Source organism: Vibrio sp. 1580, from assembly GCF_033340055.1.
In genome coordinates, this window is sequence record NZ_JAWOVT010000009.1 from 98729 (window position 1) to 116946 (window position 18218).

The 18218-nt window shown below is 45.5% G+C and carries 19 protein-coding genes; 3 read left to right on the plus strand and 16 right to left on the minus strand.

Features of this window, described 5'->3' with window-relative positions; all coding sequences use genetic code 11:
• Positions 1-80 precede the first annotated feature (80 nt).
• Together R7093_RS15690 and pomA are read right to left on the minus strand one after the other, a co-directional pair.
• Positions 81-1028: a flagellar motor protein MotB gene (locus tag R7093_RS15690; protein ID WP_047102078.1), complete on the minus strand. Its 948-nt coding sequence runs from the start codon at positions 1026-1028 to the stop codon at positions 81-83.
• Positions 1029-1042: 14 nt separating this feature from the next.
• Complete coding sequence (gene pomA, locus R7093_RS15695) at positions 1043-1804, minus strand: flagellar motor protein PomA (RefSeq protein WP_005381564.1); 762 nt, start codon at positions 1802-1804, stop codon at positions 1043-1045.
• 263 nt (positions 1805-2067) lie between these two features.
• Here pomA and xseB point away from each other — a divergent pair, with 263 nt between their 5' ends.
• The 3 genes from xseB to dxs are packed head-to-tail and all read left to right on the plus strand — an operon-like array spanning position 2068 to position 5102.
• Positions 2068-2310: an exodeoxyribonuclease VII small subunit gene (gene xseB / locus R7093_RS15700; protein WP_005381566.1), complete on the plus strand. Its 243-nt coding sequence runs from the start codon at positions 2068-2070 to the stop codon at positions 2308-2310.
• A 21-nt stretch (positions 2311-2331) separates the two neighbouring features.
• Entirely contained in the window at positions 2332-3216 is an 885-nt protein-coding gene (ispA, locus tag R7093_RS15705; protein ID WP_005383621.1) for a (2E,6E)-farnesyl diphosphate synthase, read from the plus strand.
• A 20-nt stretch (positions 3217-3236) separates the two neighbouring features.
• Entirely contained in the window at positions 3237-5102 is a 1866-nt protein-coding gene (dxs, locus tag R7093_RS15710; protein WP_047102093.1) for a 1-deoxy-D-xylulose-5-phosphate synthase, read from the plus strand.
• 58 nt (positions 5103-5160) lie between these two features.
• Here dxs and pgpA read toward each other — a convergent pair whose 3' ends face one another.
• The 14 genes from pgpA to R7093_RS15780 all read right to left on the minus strand — a co-directional run bounded on the left by pgpA (position 5161) and on the right by R7093_RS15780 (position 18036).
• Positions 5161-5667, minus strand: a complete 507-nt coding sequence (gene pgpA, locus R7093_RS15715; RefSeq protein ID WP_005381569.1) for a phosphatidylglycerophosphatase A — start codon at positions 5665-5667, stop codon at positions 5161-5163.
• A gap of 91 nt (positions 5668-5758) precedes the next feature.
• Positions 5759-6724 carry a thiamine-phosphate kinase gene (gene thiL, locus R7093_RS15720; protein WP_047102095.1) on the minus strand — a complete coding sequence of 322 codons (966 nt, stop codon included), beginning with the start codon at positions 6722-6724 and terminating at the stop codon, positions 5759-5761.
• A 78-nt stretch (positions 6725-6802) separates the two neighbouring features.
• A complete protein-coding gene (nusB, locus tag R7093_RS15725; RefSeq protein WP_005381571.1) occupies positions 6803-7270 on the minus strand; it encodes a transcription antitermination factor NusB in 468 nt (155 codons plus the stop codon).
• On the minus strand, positions 7270-7740 hold the full coding sequence (gene ribE, locus R7093_RS15730; protein ID WP_005381572.1) for a 6,7-dimethyl-8-ribityllumazine synthase: 471 nt from the start codon (positions 7738-7740) through the stop codon (positions 7270-7272). Before ribE ends, nusB begins: the two co-directional genes overlap by 1 nt.
• A gap of 169 nt (positions 7741-7909) precedes the next feature.
• Positions 7910-9019: a bifunctional 3,4-dihydroxy-2-butanone-4-phosphate synthase/GTP cyclohydrolase II gene (ribBA, locus tag R7093_RS15735; RefSeq protein ID WP_005381573.1), complete on the minus strand. Its 1110-nt coding sequence runs from the start codon at positions 9017-9019 to the stop codon at positions 7910-7912.
• A gap of 173 nt (positions 9020-9192) precedes the next feature.
• A complete protein-coding gene (locus R7093_RS15740; RefSeq protein WP_318146731.1) occupies positions 9193-9846 on the minus strand; it encodes a riboflavin synthase in 654 nt (217 codons plus the stop codon).
• An 8-nt stretch (positions 9847-9854) separates the two neighbouring features.
• On the minus strand, positions 9855-10982 hold the full coding sequence (gene ribD / locus R7093_RS15745) for a bifunctional diaminohydroxyphosphoribosylaminopyrimidine deaminase/5-amino-6-(5-phosphoribosylamino)uracil reductase RibD (RefSeq protein ID WP_047102099.1): 1128 nt from the start codon (positions 10980-10982) through the stop codon (positions 9855-9857).
• 7 nt (positions 10983-10989) lie between these two features.
• Positions 10990-11439: a transcriptional regulator NrdR gene (gene nrdR / locus R7093_RS15750; protein ID WP_005381578.1), complete on the minus strand. Its 450-nt coding sequence runs from the start codon at positions 11437-11439 to the stop codon at positions 10990-10992.
• Between the two features lie 206 nt (positions 11440-11645).
• Positions 11646-12896: a glutamate-5-semialdehyde dehydrogenase gene (locus R7093_RS15755; RefSeq protein WP_017635685.1), complete on the minus strand. Its 1251-nt coding sequence runs from the start codon at positions 12894-12896 to the stop codon at positions 11646-11648.
• A gap of 17 nt (positions 12897-12913) precedes the next feature.
• On the minus strand, positions 12914-14053 hold the full coding sequence (proB, locus tag R7093_RS15760) for a glutamate 5-kinase (protein WP_017820604.1): 1140 nt from the start codon (positions 14051-14053) through the stop codon (positions 12914-12916).
• Positions 14054-14174: 121 nt separating this feature from the next.
• Entirely contained in the window at positions 14175-14564 is a 390-nt protein-coding gene (gene crl, locus R7093_RS15765) for a sigma factor-binding protein Crl (protein WP_005381584.1), read from the minus strand.
• Between the two features lie 115 nt (positions 14565-14679).
• Entirely contained in the window at positions 14680-15927 is a 1248-nt protein-coding gene (gene frsA / locus R7093_RS15770) for an esterase FrsA (protein ID WP_005381586.1), read from the minus strand.
• Between the two features lie 91 nt (positions 15928-16018).
• The gene (gene tet(34), locus R7093_RS15775; protein WP_005381590.1) at positions 16019-16483 is read right to left on the minus strand and encodes an oxytetracycline resistance phosphoribosyltransferase domain-containing protein Tet(34); all 465 of its coding nucleotides are present in this window, start codon (positions 16481-16483) and stop codon (positions 16019-16021) included.
• A gap of 263 nt (positions 16484-16746) precedes the next feature.
• Complete coding sequence (locus R7093_RS15780) at positions 16747-18036, minus strand: NCS2 family permease (RefSeq protein WP_005381592.1); 1290 nt, start codon at positions 18034-18036, stop codon at positions 16747-16749.
• Between the last annotated feature and the right edge of the window lie 182 nt (positions 18037-18218).

The window sequence follows — 18218 nt, forward strand, 5'->3', positions numbered from 1 at the left end:
CCAAGCGGATTGGAAAAACAAAAAAAGCGAGCAATCTGCTCGCTTTCTTATCTCTTTACTGACTTAAAACTAAAGCCTAGTTATTGAATTACCGGCACTTCTTCACTGTAGAGAGGCTCGCCTTGCATAATGCTGATTTCAACCCGTCGGTTAAGCGCGCGATTTTCATCAGAATCATTCGGTAACAAGGGTTCCGTATCCGCCATGCCTCGTACTCTTAAACGTTGATGAGAGAAGCCTCTCACTTTCTCCATCTCTTGCGCGACTGATACTGCACGCTGAGAAGAGAGATCCCAGTTAGAACGATAAAGTTCCGAGTCTAGCGGTCGATTGTCTGTATGGCCAGATACTCGCACAATGCCTGGCACGTCTTTTACTAGCTCTGCAATCTGACGAACTAAAGGACGAAACTTAGGCTGCAAGAAGGCCGAACCTTCTGGGAATGCACCTTTTTCACGCACACGTATAACAATCTGCTGACCGAGGTTTTCAACTTCAATGGCGCCTTGTTCAATCTCTCGCTCTAAGGCTTTCTTGATGCTTTCCATCAAGGTTTCCATCTCTTGCGACATCTCTTTAGATTGCTGTTGCTGCATGTCCGCTTCGGCAGATTCATTGTTTTGAGTTGACGTTTCTGGCGATTGCCCACCCGTTAACTTGCCTTCATCACGTTTTGTGCCACCAGCTCGATCAGACTCCCCTTCATGAAATTCGAGCGTCTGCTGAGTGATGTCCATGGTTTGCTGCATGATGACATCAATCGGAGTTGGTTCCGGCCGACCCGGTCGAAACTCTTGGGCAATAATGCTAGTACCTTTGGGAATGTCTTTCACTTCAAGCTGATTTTGCACACCGAAGGCAAATTTCATTGATCCTGCAATTTGTTTGAACTTCAGTACATCCATCTCAGAAAACGAGAGCAGAAGAACAAAGAAACACATCAGTAGCGACATCAAATCTGCAAATGTCCCCATCCATAACGGGAGGCCAGGTGGCGGACAATCGCATTTGTTATCTTCATCATCCATCACGACTCTCCAAGTTACTCGTCAATCTCAAGGGCACGTTTACCTTCATTGAGGTAGTTCTTCAAGTAACTATCGATCACTCGCGGGTTTTGGCCATCTTGAATCGCTAATACGCCATCCATGATCAAACGGCGATTTAGCGTTTCTTGGTCACGACGAAGAGAAAGCTTATCCGCAATAGGGAAAAACACCATATTAGACAGGATCGCGCCATACAATGTGGTCAAGAGTGCAACGGCCATTGCTGGTCCAATCGCTTTAGGGTCATCCATGTTTGAAAGCATCGCAACAAGACCAACCAAGGTGCCAATCATTCCCATCGCAGGAGCAACGTCGCCAAAGGCGCGAAATACGCCAGTACCTTGCGTATGTCGTTCATCCGTAAGCGCGATGTCTTTTTTGAGTGCCGCTCTCACAACGTCGGCATCATGGCCATCAACCAGTAGATCAATGCCTTTCTGCATGAATGTGTTGTTTATTTCCATCTCTTCAAGAGCAAGAAAACCACCTTTACGCGCCGCATCGGCCATTTCCACAATTTTTGCGATCAGGTCTTCGGGTTCATCCGCTTTAAACATGAAGGCTTTGCCAGCAATCTTTGTCGCACCAAAAAACTGTCCCATTGTGAACTTCATCAACACGACGAATATTGAGCCACCAACGACAATAAGGATCGACGTGACATCGACAAACATGCCGATGCTGCCACCAAGCACCATCGCCATAATGACGAATGCAAAACCACCAATCAAACCTAATAGGGTTGCTAAATCCACAAAGCACTCCTCACGCTATACTCAAATACTGCCATTGGGCGGATTATTACCTGTATCGACAACTCGCGCAGAATTTTTAGAAAAATCTTAGCTAATGGATCACAAATTACACTTAACAACCTCAACCAAAATATGGGGTTTCATCGCTTAGACTCGTTGAACGCTAATTTTGTGACAATTATATAAGGTTAAATTTGACCAAGTTACTAGGCTAAGGTAACTTTCGTGCATCTTACCCGAGGCTTGATTAAGGCAGAAAAAAGATGGCGGTCAAGAAACCAGAAAACATGACCTTTGAAGCAACCATTGAAGAGCTTGATAGCTTGGTTGATCAATTAGAAAATGGCGATCTTGCTCTAGATGATGCCCTGCGTAAGTTTGAACGAGGCATTGCCTTAGCTCGTGCAGGCCAAACTAAATTAAGCGACGCCGAACAGCGCGTGAGCATTCTTCTTAGTGAAGATGATGAAGCACCACTGAGTGACTTCAAACCAGATTCAGAATAACAATCAGTAGTGAGCAATGTGATGCAACAGACATTGACGTCTTTTCAACAAAGAAACAATCAGCAATTGAATTTGTGGCTCGATCAGCTTCCATATCAAGAGCAGCCATTGATTCAAGCAATGAAATACGGCCTTTTGCTAGGTGGAAAACGCGTTCGCCCTTTTCTTGTTTACATCACAGGTCAAATGCTCGGCTGTAAACCTGAAGACTTAGACACCCCCGCCGCTGCTATCGAATGTATACATGCCTACTCACTCATTCATGATGATCTGCCAGCCATGGACGATGATGAACTGCGTCGAGGTCAACCAACTTGTCATATTAAGTTTGATGAAGCAACCGCAATACTGACAGGTGATGCACTACAAACCCTTGCCTTCACTATTATTGCTGATGGTCAATTAAGCCCGGCGGCAGAAGCTCAACGCATCAACATGATCAAAGCATTAGCGCATTCTTCTGGTGCCAGCGGCATGTGTGTAGGGCAAGCCTTAGATTTAGGCGCGGAAAATCGCCAAGTTTCTCTTGAAGAAATGGAAGAGATACACCGTAAAAAAACCGGAGCTCTGATTGATTGTGCGGTAAAATTAGGTGCATTAGCTGCTGGTGAGAAAGGTATCGAGGTTCTACCTCACTTGGAGCGCTACTCAAAAGCAATTGGTTTGGCGTTTCAGGTTCAAGACGATATTCTTGATATCATCAGTGACACAGAAACACTGGGTAAGCCTCAAGGTTCCGACCAAGGTCTGAATAAGAGCACTTATCCTTCCCTGCTGGGTTTAGAGGGAGCCATAGAGAAAGCTCACACTCTGTTACAGGAAGCACTTCAAGCATTGGAAGCTATCCCATACAATACTCAGTTACTCGAAGAGTTCGCCCGATATGTCATCGAGCGCAAAAATTAACACTATAAGCGCGCATTTATATGACTCTTGATATTTCAAAGTACCCAACACTGGCGTTAGCAAATACACCGGAAGAATTACGTCTTCTTCCGAAAGAAACATTACCAAATCTGTGTGATGAACTGCGAACGTATCTGCTAAATTCAGTGAGCCAATCTAGCGGACACTTAGCGTCTGGCTTAGGCACCGTAGAGCTAACTGTCGCTCTGCATTATGTTTACAACACCCCTATCGACAAATTGATCTGGGATGTTGGTCATCAGGCTTACCCGCACAAAATCCTCACCGGACGTCGCGATAAAATGCCAACAATTCGCCAAAAGGATGGTCTACACCCTTTCCCTTGGCGTGAAGAAAGTGAATATGACACCTTATCTGTCGGCCACTCTTCGACATCGATTAGTGCAGGTCTTGGCATGGCCATCAGCGCACAAAAAGAAGGTAAAGGTCGCAAAATCGTCAGTGTGATTGGTGATGGCGCAATTACAGCAGGCATGGCATTCGAAGCCATGAACCACGCTGGCGACGTTCATCCTGATATGTTGGTGATTTTGAACGACAACGAAATGTCGATTTCAGAAAACGTCGGCGCCCTGAATAACCACCTTGCGAAAGTACTTTCTGGCAGCTTGTACACTTCTATCCGTGAAGGCGGTAAAAAAGTGTTGTCTGGTGTTCCACCTATTAAAGAGTTGGTTCGCCGTACGGAAGAACACCTCAAAGGCATGGTAGTGCCTGGTACTCTGTTCGAAGAGTTCGGCTTTAATTACATTGGCCCGATTGATGGACACGACGTCAATGAACTCGTCAAAACGCTAAAAAACATGCGTGAGCTCAAAGGCCCTCAATTCCTGCACATCATGACCAAGAAAGGCAAAGGTTATGAGCCTGCCGAGAAAGATCCTATCGGCTACCATGGTGTTCCTAAATTCGATCCAACGCATAATTGTCTGCCGAAGAGCAGTGGCGGTAAGCCAACTTACTCAAAGATCTTCGGTGACTTTTTATGTGACATGGCGGCCCAAGATCCTAAGCTAATGGCAATTACGCCAGCAATGCGCGAAGGATCAGGTATGGTGCGTTTCTCAAAAGAGTACCCAGACCAATACTTTGATGTGGCGATTGCTGAGCAGCACGCAGTGACACTGGCAACAGGCATGGCAATTGCGGGCGATCATCCAATCGTTGCTATCTATTCGACTTTCTTGCAACGTGGTTATGACCAATTGATCCACGACATCGCGATCATGGACTTACCAGTGATGTTTGCGATCGACCGCGCAGGTCTCGTTGGCGCAGATGGTCAAACTCACCAAGGTGCGTTCGATTTGAGCTTTATGCGCTGTATTCCGAACATGGTGATCATGGCGCCAAGCGACGAAAACGAGTGCCGACAAATGCTTTACACTGGCCATAAGCATTCTGGCCCGAGTGCGGTTCGATACCCTCGTGGTAGCGGCATGGGCGTAGAAATCGAAACTGAGTTTACGGCGTTAGAAATCGGTAAAGGGCGCATGGTTCGCCAAGGTGAAAAAGTTGCTATTCTGAGCTTTGGTACTTTCTTGGGTAACGCGCTAGAAGCGGCAGAATACCTTAACGCCACTGTTGCTGATATGCGCTTTGTGAAGCCGCTCGATGAAGCATTAATTCGTCAATTAGCCGCAGATCATGACGTGCTCGTGACGTTAGAAGAAAATGTTATCGCAGGTGGTGCAGGTGCGGGTGTCGTTGAGTTCATGATGAAAGATAAAATCATTAAGCCAGTCTTAAACCTAGGTTTACCCGATGAGTTTATTCGTCAGGGAACACAAGATGAACTGCATGAAGAGCTTGGTCTCGATGCAAAAGGAATTGAAAAATCCATCTTGGATTATTTAGCAAAATAGCATGTAAAAAGGGATGCTCATGGCATCCCTTTTTTACGTCCAGTGTTTAGTTCATGGTTTAATTCATCCAGCCAGCGTATTTTGCGACTAGAAACAGGGCAACACCAGCCATAATTCCCGCCACGATATCATCAACCATAATACCCAGCCCACCGTGAACTCGCTTATCTAGCCACCCAATTGGCCAAGGTTTTACCATATCGAAAAAACGAAATAAGATGAAGCCAGTGATCAACCACTTCCATTCAGTGAGTGGAATATTCAGTGCAGGTACAATGCTCATCGTAATCCAAAAGCCCGCAAACTCATCCCATACGATTGAACCATGATCATGTACTTTCATGTCTGCAGACGTCACTTGGCATATTTGAATGCCGATCACACACGAAATCAGAACAACAATGACATACGCCGTAAATGGTAATTGTGCCAACAGCAAAAAGAAAGGCACGGCCGCCAGTGTGCCCATTGTTCCAGGGATAAACGGGGATAATCCACTGCCAAAACCCGTCGCCAATAGATGCCACGGATTCTTTAATGAAATCAGAGAAAGAGGGTTGGTCATATCCTTAAACCTATACTGCTAGTTTGGTTTCAATCGTCATGCCTGCGAGTTACTCAATAGTAACAGGCTCTTGGCTAGAGCTTAGCTCAGATCATTTAAAGTGGTCGAAGCCACTTAAGTCCCAATCAAGTGGTTGATTGTTATCATGCAGCTCGAAGGTTCCATTTGGTCGGATTTGACCAATACATGTGACCTTACAGCCAGTATGAGATAAAGCGCTTTGTAACGAGCCTCGATTTTGCTCCGGCACGGTAAAACACAACTCGTATTCTTCGCCACTTGCTAAAGCATACTGCTGCGCGCTGATCTTATCATCTAAAAACTGGACTAATTCTGAAGAGATCGGTAGCTGAGAGACATCAATACTAACCCCAACCTGAGATCGCTGTAAAATGTGCTTAATATCAGAGATTAAACCATCTGAAATATCTATCGCCGACGAGGCTAAGCCAACAAGAGCTTGTCCAGCAAGCACACGCGGAGAACTAAGGTAATGAGCTCGCTCTAGTGCTTCCGCGCCGGCTCTGCTGCGCAGAGAGTCATCTAGAATCACATCCAAGCCAGCTTTTGCATCGCCAAGGTTTCCCGTTACATATACCCAATCCCCAGGCTTGGCTCCGGATCGCGTGAGCGCTTTGTCTTCAGGTACAAAACCTTGCACCGTAAGTGTCAGACACAATGGCCCTTTGGTGGTATCACCGCCTATTAACTGAATACCATAGTAATCAGCCAGTTCGAAAAATGCATCACAGAAAGGAGCAAGCCATTTTTCATCTGGCTCAGGCATCGTTAATGCAAAGCTCACCCACGCAGGCGTTGCGCCCATCGCCGCCAAATCACTGATGTTAGAAGCCAATGCTTTGTGTGCGACCCATGCTGGGTTCGCGTCGGCTAAGAAATGCGTTCCAGCTACCAATGTATCCGTGCTAATCGCAATCTGAACATTAGCTGGCGCTTTGACCAAAGCGCAATCATCACCAGCGGCTAGATGGACATCTTTACGTTGGCTCTGACGACCGACGAAATACTTGTCTATCAGATTAAATTCACCAGACATAATTCACTTACTTTTTGATGTAAAAGCTTTTGATACAAAAAAGGTCAGCATGTGCTGACCTTTTCATTGAAGAAATCGTTATTTCTTACGAATGTGAGGTGCTGCTTTATCAAGTACACCATTCACAAACTTGTGGCTATCTTCTGCTGCAAAAACTTTTGCAAGTTCAATCGCTTCATTGATAACAACTTTGTAAGGAACATCTTCGCGACGAGTCATCTCGTACATAGCAAGGCGAAGAAGAGCAAGTTCCATCATATCTAAATCCTGCATAGGACGAGAGATGTATGGACGAATTTTGCTATCTAGCTCAGCGTGGCTAAGTACAACACCGCTTAATAGTTCACGGAAGTAAGCTACGTCTGTCTCTGGAGCAGCAAGCGCTGGCTCAGATGCATGAAGTTCTTCTTCATCGTATTTGTCGCCAGACAAAAACTGTTCTTCAATCTTGGCAACATTCTCTTTAGTAATTTGCCATGAGTAGATCGCCTGTAGAGCGAATTGACGTGCGTTACGACGTGCGGCTGGTTTCACACTGGCCCCCATTAGGAATCAATTTCAGATAGTACATTAATCATTTCAAGTGCGCTTAGTGCAGCCTCTGCACCTTTATTACCAGCCTTGGTTCCTGCGCGTTCAATCGCTTGATCGATCGTATCAACAGTCAAAACACCAAATGCTACTGGAATGCTGAATTCCATAGACACTTGTGCTAGACCTTTGTTCATTTCACTACAAACATAGTCAAAGTGAGGCGTTCCACCGCGAATAACAGACCCTAGAGAAACAATAGCGTCGAATTTGCCAGTTTTAGCAACACGCTGAGCTACTAGAGGTAGTTCTACGGCACCTGGACAACGCACAACCGTGATGTTGTCTTCGCTTACTTGTCCGTGACGCTTTAGTGTATCGATCGCACCAGAAAGTAGGCTTTCGTTAATAAAACTGTTGAAACGAGAAATAACGATAGCAATTTTTGCATTTGGCGCTGGGAAGCCACCCTCGATCACTTTCATAAGCTTTCCTTTAACTCTATTTATAAGTGAAATATGTTCATCAAGTGAGAATCGCCGGATTCTAGCACAAATTTGTGAGCAATATCTAATGGAAATTGGAGGCAAATCACCGGTTCCTAGCCATTGACGAGTTAAGCACGTCAAAGACTAGGAACTTATTGTTCGGTTGTTACTCGCAGACGTACTCAACAACGTTCAGACCAAAACCACCTAACGCGTGGTACTTTTTGTTGGTCGATGACAGAAGGCGCATATCATGTACACCGAGATCCGCAAGAATCTGTGAACCAACGCCAACACGGCGAGACGTGCCTTGTTTTTTAGCAAGCGTTGGGGCTTCACCTTTGTCTTGCGCTTCGAACATCTTCACGCGATGAATAAGTAGATCGGTCGATTCTTCATGGCCAAGAACAACCAGCACACCGCCTTCTTCACCAATGCGTTTCATTGCCTTATCTAGTGTCCAGCTGCGCTCTGCATTACGATCGCTACGTAGTAAGTCGGTAAAAACGTCTTGAAGATGAACGCGAACCAGTGGCGCTTTTTCTTTCAAATCGCCCTTGCACATTGCGTAGTGCACTTGGTTATCAATGGTGTCTTTGTAAGTGACTAACGTGAACTCGCCAAACTCTGTCGGTAGCTTGCACTCTGCCACACGTTCAATCGTTGTCTCAGTGTTATTGCGGTACTCAATTAGGTCGGCAATAGTGCCCAATTTAATACCGTGCTTCTCTGCAAAGATCTCTAGATCTGGGCGACGAGCCATGGTGCCGTCGTCATTTAAGATCTCAACAATCACCGATGCTGGCTCTAAACCAGCAAGACGAGCCAAATCACAGCCAGCTTCAGTGTGACCTGCGCGAGTCAGTACACCGCCGTCTTGAGCTGCGAGAGGGAAGATGTGACCAGGCTGCACCAAATCCGCAGCTTTAGCGTTTGGCGCGACTGCTGCTTGAACGGTACGTGCGCGATCTGCGGCTGAAATACCAGTCGTTACCCCTTCTGCTGCCTCAATCGAAACAGTAAAGTTGGTGGTGTATTGCGCATTATTGTCTTGCACCATTGGTGGCAGACCTAGACTTTCGCAACGATCTTTGGTCATGGTTAAACAAATCAGGCCACGGCCATAGGTTGCCATAAAGTTGATGGCTTCCGGCGTAATATGCTCGGCAGCCATGATCAAGTCACCTTCATTCTCGCGGTCTTCATCATCCATTAGGATGACCATTTTGCCTGCGCGAATATCATCAATAATTTCTTGTGGCGTACTGATTGGCATAGTCTGTTATCCCGTTATTCTAAATTTGTTATTGCGACAGCAATGAAAAATTACGTTGCAGTGAATGCTAGTTAGGTCAATAGTTTGAGCTTTGCATTAAGCAAGTCAATGAATCTCGCGGTGTTCTGTGAGTCTGCTCTTTATCGCATGCCTCACGCAGCCACTCCCAAGACTTATGCAAAACCGTTTTGCTGTAAAAAGTCCATCGTGATACGAGACTCGGCCTTATCTTCTTGTTGTCCTTGCAGTAAACGCTCCATATAACGCGCAAGTACATCAACTTCTAAGTTGACTTTGCGCCCCACTTGAAACTGGTCAATCGTAGTTTCTTCACTCGTATGAGGAACGATCGTCAGCTTAAAAGCATTTTTACGTAAGTCGTTGACGGTTAGGCTAATACCATCAACAGTAATCGAGCCTTTCTCTGCAACGTACTTGCTAATTTCCGCAGGCATTGCAACCCAAAACTCTATCGCACGGCCAACTGAATTGCGTTCGACAATTTCACCAACCCCATCGACATGGCCAGAAACGATATGTCCACCCAATCGCGTTGTTGGCAACATGGCTTTTTCTAGATTCACCTTATCGCCTACTTGGTATTCAGCAAACCCAGTTTTCTTCAAGGTTTCTAATGACAGATCAGCACTGTAATAGTGGCTTCCGAAGTCAACTACCGTTAAGCAAACACCATTGGTCGCAATGCTATCGCCTAACTTAACGTCTGACATATCAAGCGTACCAGTTTCAACCGTGACGGAGATATCTTCGCCCTTCGGCGTAATCGCAGCTAACTTGCCAACTGCTTCTACTATTCCTGTAAACATACTATTTCTTATCTAAGTTCATTACGTTTGATGGTGGCGGTGATGCGAATGTCTACCCCGACCATACGAACGTCTGTAATGTTTAAATCAATGACGTCAACCATAGCTCTTAACCCTAAAGCACCGATAAGCCCCCGACCATCGCTGCCCATGAGTTTTGGCGCAAGGTAAACAATGAGCTCATCTACAAGATTAGCCTTTATCATCGCACTCGCTAGCGTAGCTCCAGCTTCAACCCATAAGTGATTGATGTGGTGCTCATCCGAGATACGTTTTAATGTCGTTGATAAGTCAATTTGGTCAGCGCTGTCCAATAGAGGGATACAGTCTCCATCAGAGCGAACAATAACTCGTTCTCCATCGGTATGGAACAGCTTGAGCGCATCAGTTAAATGGTTCTGACGGTCTAAGATTACACGTACTGGTTGACGAAGCTCTTCTTGTAAATACTGCGCTTGAACACTATTAGGTAAGTCATCCCAGCGCACATTGAGTGATGCATTATCATCAATCACCGTTTTGCTAGTAGAAAGAATGCCACCACTTATCGCTCGATAACGCTGCACATCTTGGCGGGCCGCTGGGGAGGTGATCCATTGGCTCTGACCATTACTGAGTGCGCTTTGCCCATCCAAACTGGCTGCCATTTTTAATTGAACAAACGGCATGCCTGTACGCATGTACTTTATAAAACCAGGGTTAAGGGCAAGGGCATCTTGCTCTAACAAGCCGATTTGTACTTCAATTCCGGCATCACGTAACATCTGGATGCCGCGACCTGCAACTTTCGGGTTTGGGTCTACCATGGCGCAAACCACACGTGCCACTTTGGCTTTAATCAGCCCTTCGGCACATGGCGGTGTACGGCCGTAATGAGAGCAAGGTTCTAGCGTCACATAAGCGGTTGCACCAACTGCTTTTTCACCCGCCATGCGCATCGCGTGCACCTCGGCATGCGGCTCACCAGCACGATGGTGATAACCTTCACCGACAATTTCTTCATCACGAACGATGACACACCCTACATTTGGATTAGGGGCGGTGGTATAAATGCCACGTTTCGCTAACTTAATAGCTCGTGACATCATGGCGAAATCTAAATCAGAAAACGCTCTTTCAAGAGTGTGTTGAGTCATGAGCTACTCAGTCTTCTAGGCGGGCAATCTCTTCGCCAAACTCGCGAATATCTTCAAAGCTGCGGTAAACGGAAGCGAAACGAATGTAAGCCACCTTATCGAGCTCTTTGAGCTGGTCCATGACTAAATTACCAATCATTTCACTCGGAACCTCTCGCTCACCCGTCGCACGCAGTTGTGATTTGATCATACTGATCGCTAACTCTATAGAATCGGCACTCACTGGGCGTTTCTCTAAAGCGCGTTGAATACCGCCAACCATTTTATCTTCATCAAATGGTTCACGGTTGCCATTCGATTTGATCACTTTAGGCATCACTAACTCTGCGCTTTCAAACGTAGTGAAACGCTCGCTACACGCCAAGCACTGACGGCGACGTCGAACTTGATGGCCATCAGCCACTAAGCGGGAATCAATAACTTTGGTATCGTTCTCGGAACAAAAAGGACAATGCATATCACCTCCATATCTATACCAAAATAACCTCATGAGCAATCACGGATAACCACGCGTTCATGGTTATACGGACTCTATTAAAGCTATTTGGGTATAACGCTTTCAAACCGAAATAAAAGCTCATGTAGTGTAGCGGAATTGGTATGTTAGACAAAACAAAAAGGGGCGCAAAGGCCCCTTTTTCACTCAAGATCTCGTCGAATGTGTTAACTGCGTGCTAAGTAGTTCGCTTTACCAACCCACTTGTAGCTAGTTAGCTCTTCTAAGCCCATCGGACCGCGTGCATGTAGCTTTTGCGTAGATACTGCGACCTCTGCGCCAAGGCCAAATTGCGCACCGTCTGTAAAGCGCGTTGAAGCATTCACATAAACCGCCGCCGAACCGACAGAATTGATGAACAGCTCTGAGTTTTCCAAGCTATTGGTCATGATCGCATCTGAGTGGCTCGCGTTATGGACACGCATATGATCAATGGCATCTTTCACATCAGACACAACTTTTACACCAAGAGTGTAGCTCAACCATTCCGTATCAAAGTCACCTTCAACAGCATCGCGAATTTGTGTTGCTTGAGGCATCAGTGCTTTTGCCTTAGGCTCTGTCACGAAGGTCACTTTATCGTTCATGCGCTCTACGATCATTGGTAGGAATTGCGCTGCAATTTTTTCATGCACGAGCAGCGTATCTAATGAGTTACACGCAGATGGACGTTGAACTTTAGAGTTCTCAACCACATTCAGGGATTTCTCTAGATCAGCGGATTCGTCGACAAAGATATGGCTGATACCAAAGCCACCAATAATCACCGGAATCGTGCTGTTTTCTTTACACATTTTGTGTAGGCCAGCACCACCGCGTGGAATGATCATGTCGACGTAATCGTCCAACTTAAGCAATTGAGAAACAAGCTCACGATCTGGTTTTTCAATGTACTGCACAGAAGCGGCTGGAAGGTTCGCCTTTGCGAGCGCAGACTGAATAACCTTCACTAATTCCATATTCGAGAAAAAGGTCTCTTTGCCACCACGTAAAATGCTTGCGTTGCCGGTTTTCAAGCACAACGCTGCGATATCAATGGTTACGTTTGGACGCGCTTCATAAATTACGCCCACGACACCAAGCGGCACGCGACGACGAGACAGTGACATCCCATTTTCCAGTACCTTACTGTCTATTTCGCTGCCTACAGGATCGTTCAAGCTAATGACGTTGCGAACATCATTCGCAATTGCAGTCAATCGTTCTTCATTAAGCAAAAGGCGATCGAGCAGCGCATCGGTTAAACCCGCTTCACGGCCAAGTTCGATGTCTTTAGCGTTTGCCGCCAAAATAGCAGCAGAGTTTGCTTCTAGCTCATCAGCAATGATGGCTAATGCTTGGTTTTTTTGCGCAGTTGACGCTGTCGCTAATTCGAAAGCTGCATCTTTAGCAGCTTTACCCATATTCGTTAAATCCACTTTGCTTCCCTCTAATTCTATTCCTGAATGACGACCAAATCATCGCGGTGAATCACCTCAGAGCCATAATCATGACCCAAAATAGAGATGATATCTTTACTGTGCTTACCCGTAATTTTAGTTAGGTCATCACTTGAGTAGGCGCTGATGCCACGAGCCACCAACTTACCGTGAGCGTTTGTTACACGCGCCACTTCGCCTCGTGCGAAGTCACCACTAACTTTGATGACCCCTTTAGCAAGTAGGCTACTGCCCTTGCCGACCACAGCATTGACTGCACCATCATCAATAATGATGTCGCCCGATGCCGCAGGTCCCGCTAGAATCCAGCGTTTACGGTTCTCTAAGGCTTCAGCGCAAGGTAGGAAGCGCGTGCCCTGAGGTTCAGCACTTAAAGAGTCAAAGATAACATTCGGCGCACTACCAGCAGCAATAATAACCTCTATACCTGCGCGGCGAGCGATGTCTGCGGCTTGCAGCTTCGTTGCCATACCACCAGTACCCAATGTTGTACCGCTTCCACCTGCGATTTTACGCAGCGTATCGTCGATGGTTTTTACTTCCTTGATAAGCTCTGCGTTCGGATCTCTACGAGGGTCAGCAGTAAACAGACCTTTTTGGTCCGTTAAAAGCAAGAGCTTATCTGCACCACATAAAATGCCTACCAAAGCGGAAAGGTTGTCGTTATCGCCAACTTTAATCTCGCTAGTCGCAACGGCATCATTTTCGTTTACGATAGGAACAATATCGTTCGCAACGAGCGCATTAATAGTGTCACGCGCGTTAAGGAATCGCTCACGATCTTCTAAATCGGCACGGGTTAGTAGCATTTGGCCGATCTTGATACCATAAATACCAAACAAAGACTCCCATGTTTGAATCAAGCGACTCTGCCCCACCGCGGCAAGTAACTGCTTACTCGCCATCTCGTTGGGCAATGCGGGGTAACCAAGATGCTCACGGCCTGCTGCAATCGCACCAGACGAAACCATTACGATTGAATGGCCTTGTTTTTTAAGCTCAGCACACTGGCGTGCTAACTCAACCATGTGTGCACGGTCGAGTGCCAGAGTGCCGCCTGTCAGCACACTTGTACCCAGTTTCACAACGACAGTTTGTGGTTGTGAAACAACTGCATTTTGTTGATTCGTTGTCATGATGTCTTCTGAAGTGAAAAACAAATAAAGAGAGGATGTTTTAACAATCAAATAGGGAATTAACAAGAGAAAAGGTGCGTTTTCGCACCTTTTTGTTTGGTATTAAATGAAAACAACCAAATTAAGCGAAATCGAAAGACTCCGTGTGATATTCGACTTCTAATTTGAAGTGTTCTTCTAAAGTATCAACCAGCTTTTGATGGAATGTGCTCTGCGTGAGATACACTTCCTCTACCACTTTTTTGGGAAGGGCTTCAGATACCCATTGCCCTTCTTTGTTGTACTTGCCAATATGATATTTAGCAGTAAAGCCTCCCTCGATGGATTCCAAATCCATCCACCAGCCCCAAAATTCACGCTTCTCAGGCGATTTTTTGTCGTCTACACATACAGATAAACAATCAAAATAATAGCGCCCTTCTTGCGATTGTGGTTCGCGCAGGTAAGGCCCTATCGCCTTCAACTTTGACATCAAGCGAAAGTGAGTCGGGCCCTGAGTCGTCTCTGACATATGAATCTCCGTTTTCATAGTTAAAAGTAAACACCCAAGAATGATTATTATTTTTAATTATCATGAGCTTATTTTTTGCTCAGATATATCACTCTTAACTAATTTAGGAGAATTGTCACCCTAATAATTCATCTTCTAGCCACTTTATGGCTAAATCGAGGGATTGCTCATATCCTTTTGTAATTGTTTTGGAACTGATTTTTTTTGCTCTACCATACTGGCTAAATAGAGCAACAAGTTGATTATCACTGTGTGGCGACACTGGATCGCCTTCAAGACTCAAAGCCAAAATAGGCACTTTGGTTTTTCGACTGCTCAGGAAGCCCTGAACCTTCAATGACCACGCCATCATCTGACCAGCCATGCTATTAATATCAACCGCATTTTTCCCCAAACGGGAAGCCAAAAGATCTAAATACATCTTCGGCATTTTTTGTAACTTCTGAGGGGAAGTAAAAATATCATGTACGGGTGCGCCTAGAGCGACACAAGCTTTGATCTTTTCCTGCTCGACAAAAGAGAGTCTGATCATGGCATTACCACCAAAACGAAACCCAACTAACCCCACTTTGTGATGATCAACCCAAGGTAGCGAGTAAAGCTCATTCAATACCGCTTGATGTAGGCAACTTGAATTCTCGGTCAAGGGCCAATGAGAGCTATGCCCTACTGAAGGCATGTCTACGGTTAACATCGCAATATCTCGCGGTGCAAGACGATTACGGAACAAACGCCACATGTCGGTTTGTAGAGTATCCAAACCAGCGCTCACCATGACCACAGGCAACTGTTTATCCGTTCTTGGTAAATGGAGGTTCGCGATGATTTTGCGATTTTGGTAAGGCACTTCAATTTGCTTGATGGTGTACTTAGTTTTTTCTGCGCCGTCAGAATACGCTTTGTTTGCCAGTACTTGAGCCTGCGATGCCAAATTGTCATTTTTTAAATGTGGGTAGCCTGCAATACTAAAACACAAAGAAGCAGTGAAGAGTTCATCCGCTGCCTCTTCTCCTTGCATTTCATTTGCTCGCTTCTGATGATCCATACCAAGCTTGATCCACTCAAATGTCCAGTTACCACTGTGATAACCCATTACAGTGTCTAACCAATCATCATTGGTTCGCGAGTGAGAAGATGAAGCAATTTTAGACAGTACGCCTTCCATTTCGATCGGAGACAATCCTTGCCAAGCCCATTGCAAGCGACGCAAATGACGATACCAAGCACGATCACCTTGCGCTTCTCGTTCATCAAGTATTTTTTTACTGGTCGGCATGTACTGGGTAAGCGCGGAGGTTTCTTTTGCTTGCTTATGTTTCACGAACAAAGTTTCGGAAAGATTTTTACTGACGTCTTCAGACATAGGAAGAACCCTAGGCTATTAGCATGATTTAATATCATAATAAAAAAAATGCCCCTATAAAGGGGCATTTCTCAATATTCTTTAACCGCGCTTATTTTTGCTTGCGGTTTACTGGCTCAGCATACTGGATTGACATATCCCAAGGCTGCTCGATCCAAGTGTCTTGAGCAATATCTACAACGTAATCATCCAGCAGCTCTTTGCCTGATGGTTTCGCACACACAGCGATCATTTTCGCTTTTGGATACATCTCACGTAGTTTGCGCGCTGTATCACCGCTGTCTACTAGGTCTTCAACGATTAGGTAACCTTCGCCATCACCTTCAGGTGCTTTTAGTACCGTCATGTCGCGCTGATGATCATGGTCGTAGCTTGAAATACAGATTGTATCAACGTAACGAATACCCAGTTCACGAGCCAAAATAGCGCCAGGAACCAAACCGCCGCGGCTTACCGCCCAAATTCCTTTCCATTGCTCAGCTGGCATTTGTTTTTCAGCCAGTTCACGGCAGTAAGTCTGCATTGCATCCCAAGTGATAATGAATTTTTTACTCATTGTAATAACCTAATAATTTGAAAATATGCATCCTCAAAATCTAGCGAAGTCACTCAAAAGCGGAATGCTCACTAACTTCTCCAAAATGTTTGGAGACGAGGATTTCAAGCTGCGCAAACGATTATTCTACCGAAACACACCGCTAATACCAACGGTGATATCAAAATTCTCTGCCTATTCCGCAGAAAAACCGTCTTCTGTGAACAACGTAAAAAAGAAAAAGCCAGCGTGAATAAATCCACACTGGCTTTTTGCTCGAGAAATTAACCGACGAGGTATTTAACGATGAAGATGGCTGACATCACCCATACACTCATCGACACTTCACGGCCCTTACCGCTGAATAGCTTGATCGCCGCGTATGCGATAAAGCCTAACGTGATACCTTCTGCAATCGAGAATGTTAGCGGCATAACTAAACAAGTCACAACAACTGGGGACGCTTCAGTTAGGTCACGCCAATCAATGCTTACTAGCCCAGACAGCATCAAGATCGCCACATAGAATAGCGCACCTGACGTTGCATAAGCAGGGATCATACCCGCAAGTGGTGAGAACAATAGAGCAAGTAGGAAGAGTACACCAACAACCACGGCTGTTAGACCAGTACGCCCACCCGCAGCCACACCAGAAACGCTTTCAATATAAGATGTCGTGTTAGAAGTACCAAGTAATGCACCTACTGACGTTGCTGTTGAGTCTGCAAGTAACGCTTTGTTTAAACGAGGGATGTTGCCATTCTCATCAGTTAGACCTGCTTTTTGAGAAACGCCAACGAGCGTACCTGCGGTGTCAAATAAATCGACAAATAGGAAAGCAAATACGACGGAAATCATGCCTACTTCAAACAAACCAGAGAAATCCAGTTGCATGAAAGTTGGCGCAATGCTTGGTGGCGTTGACATAATACCGCCCCACTGCACATCACCAAATAGAAGACCAAGCGCTGTAACGCCAAGAATAGCGATCATCACCGCACCTTTCACACCACGGTGAACCAATGCAATCGTAAGAAAGAAGCCAATCGCGGCCAATACAGATGGCAATGATGTGATCTCTCCCATAGAAACTAATGTCGCTGGGTTATCAACGACGATACCTGCATTTTTTAATGCGATAAACGCTAAGAAAAGACCAATACCAGCTGAAATACCTGTTCGTAGAGAATGCGGGATCGAGTTAATAATCCACTCACGGATCTTAAATACGCTTAAAAGAATGAACAGAAGGCCAGAAACAAATACAGCCGCCAACGCAACTTGCCACGTATAACCCATTCCTAATACAACAGAGTAAGTAAAAAATGCGTTCAGGCCCATTCCTGGTGCCTGTGCGATTGGGTAATTGGCAACAAATCCCATGATAAAACAGCCGATTGCGGCAGCAAGACAAGTTGCGACAAAAATGGCGCCACGGTCCATACCGGTATCCGACAGGATCGCTGGGTTTACAAAAATAATGTAAGCCATAGTTAGGAAGGTCGTAACACCTGCAATGATCTCAGTGCGCACATTTGTGCCATTTTCACTGAGTTTAAAAAGCCTCTCGAGCATGATCGAATCCTGTAAAGGTAAAAAGTAAACGGTTGCGTAATCGATTGGCGGGAATTATAAAGTTATCAAATAGCAAATTCTAGATAGAATCTTCACTCTAATGCGTTTTTTTTCTTTGGATATGAAACACATTCTCTAACCCATCAAAGCAAGTAAAGAAATATATTCTTATAAAACAATAG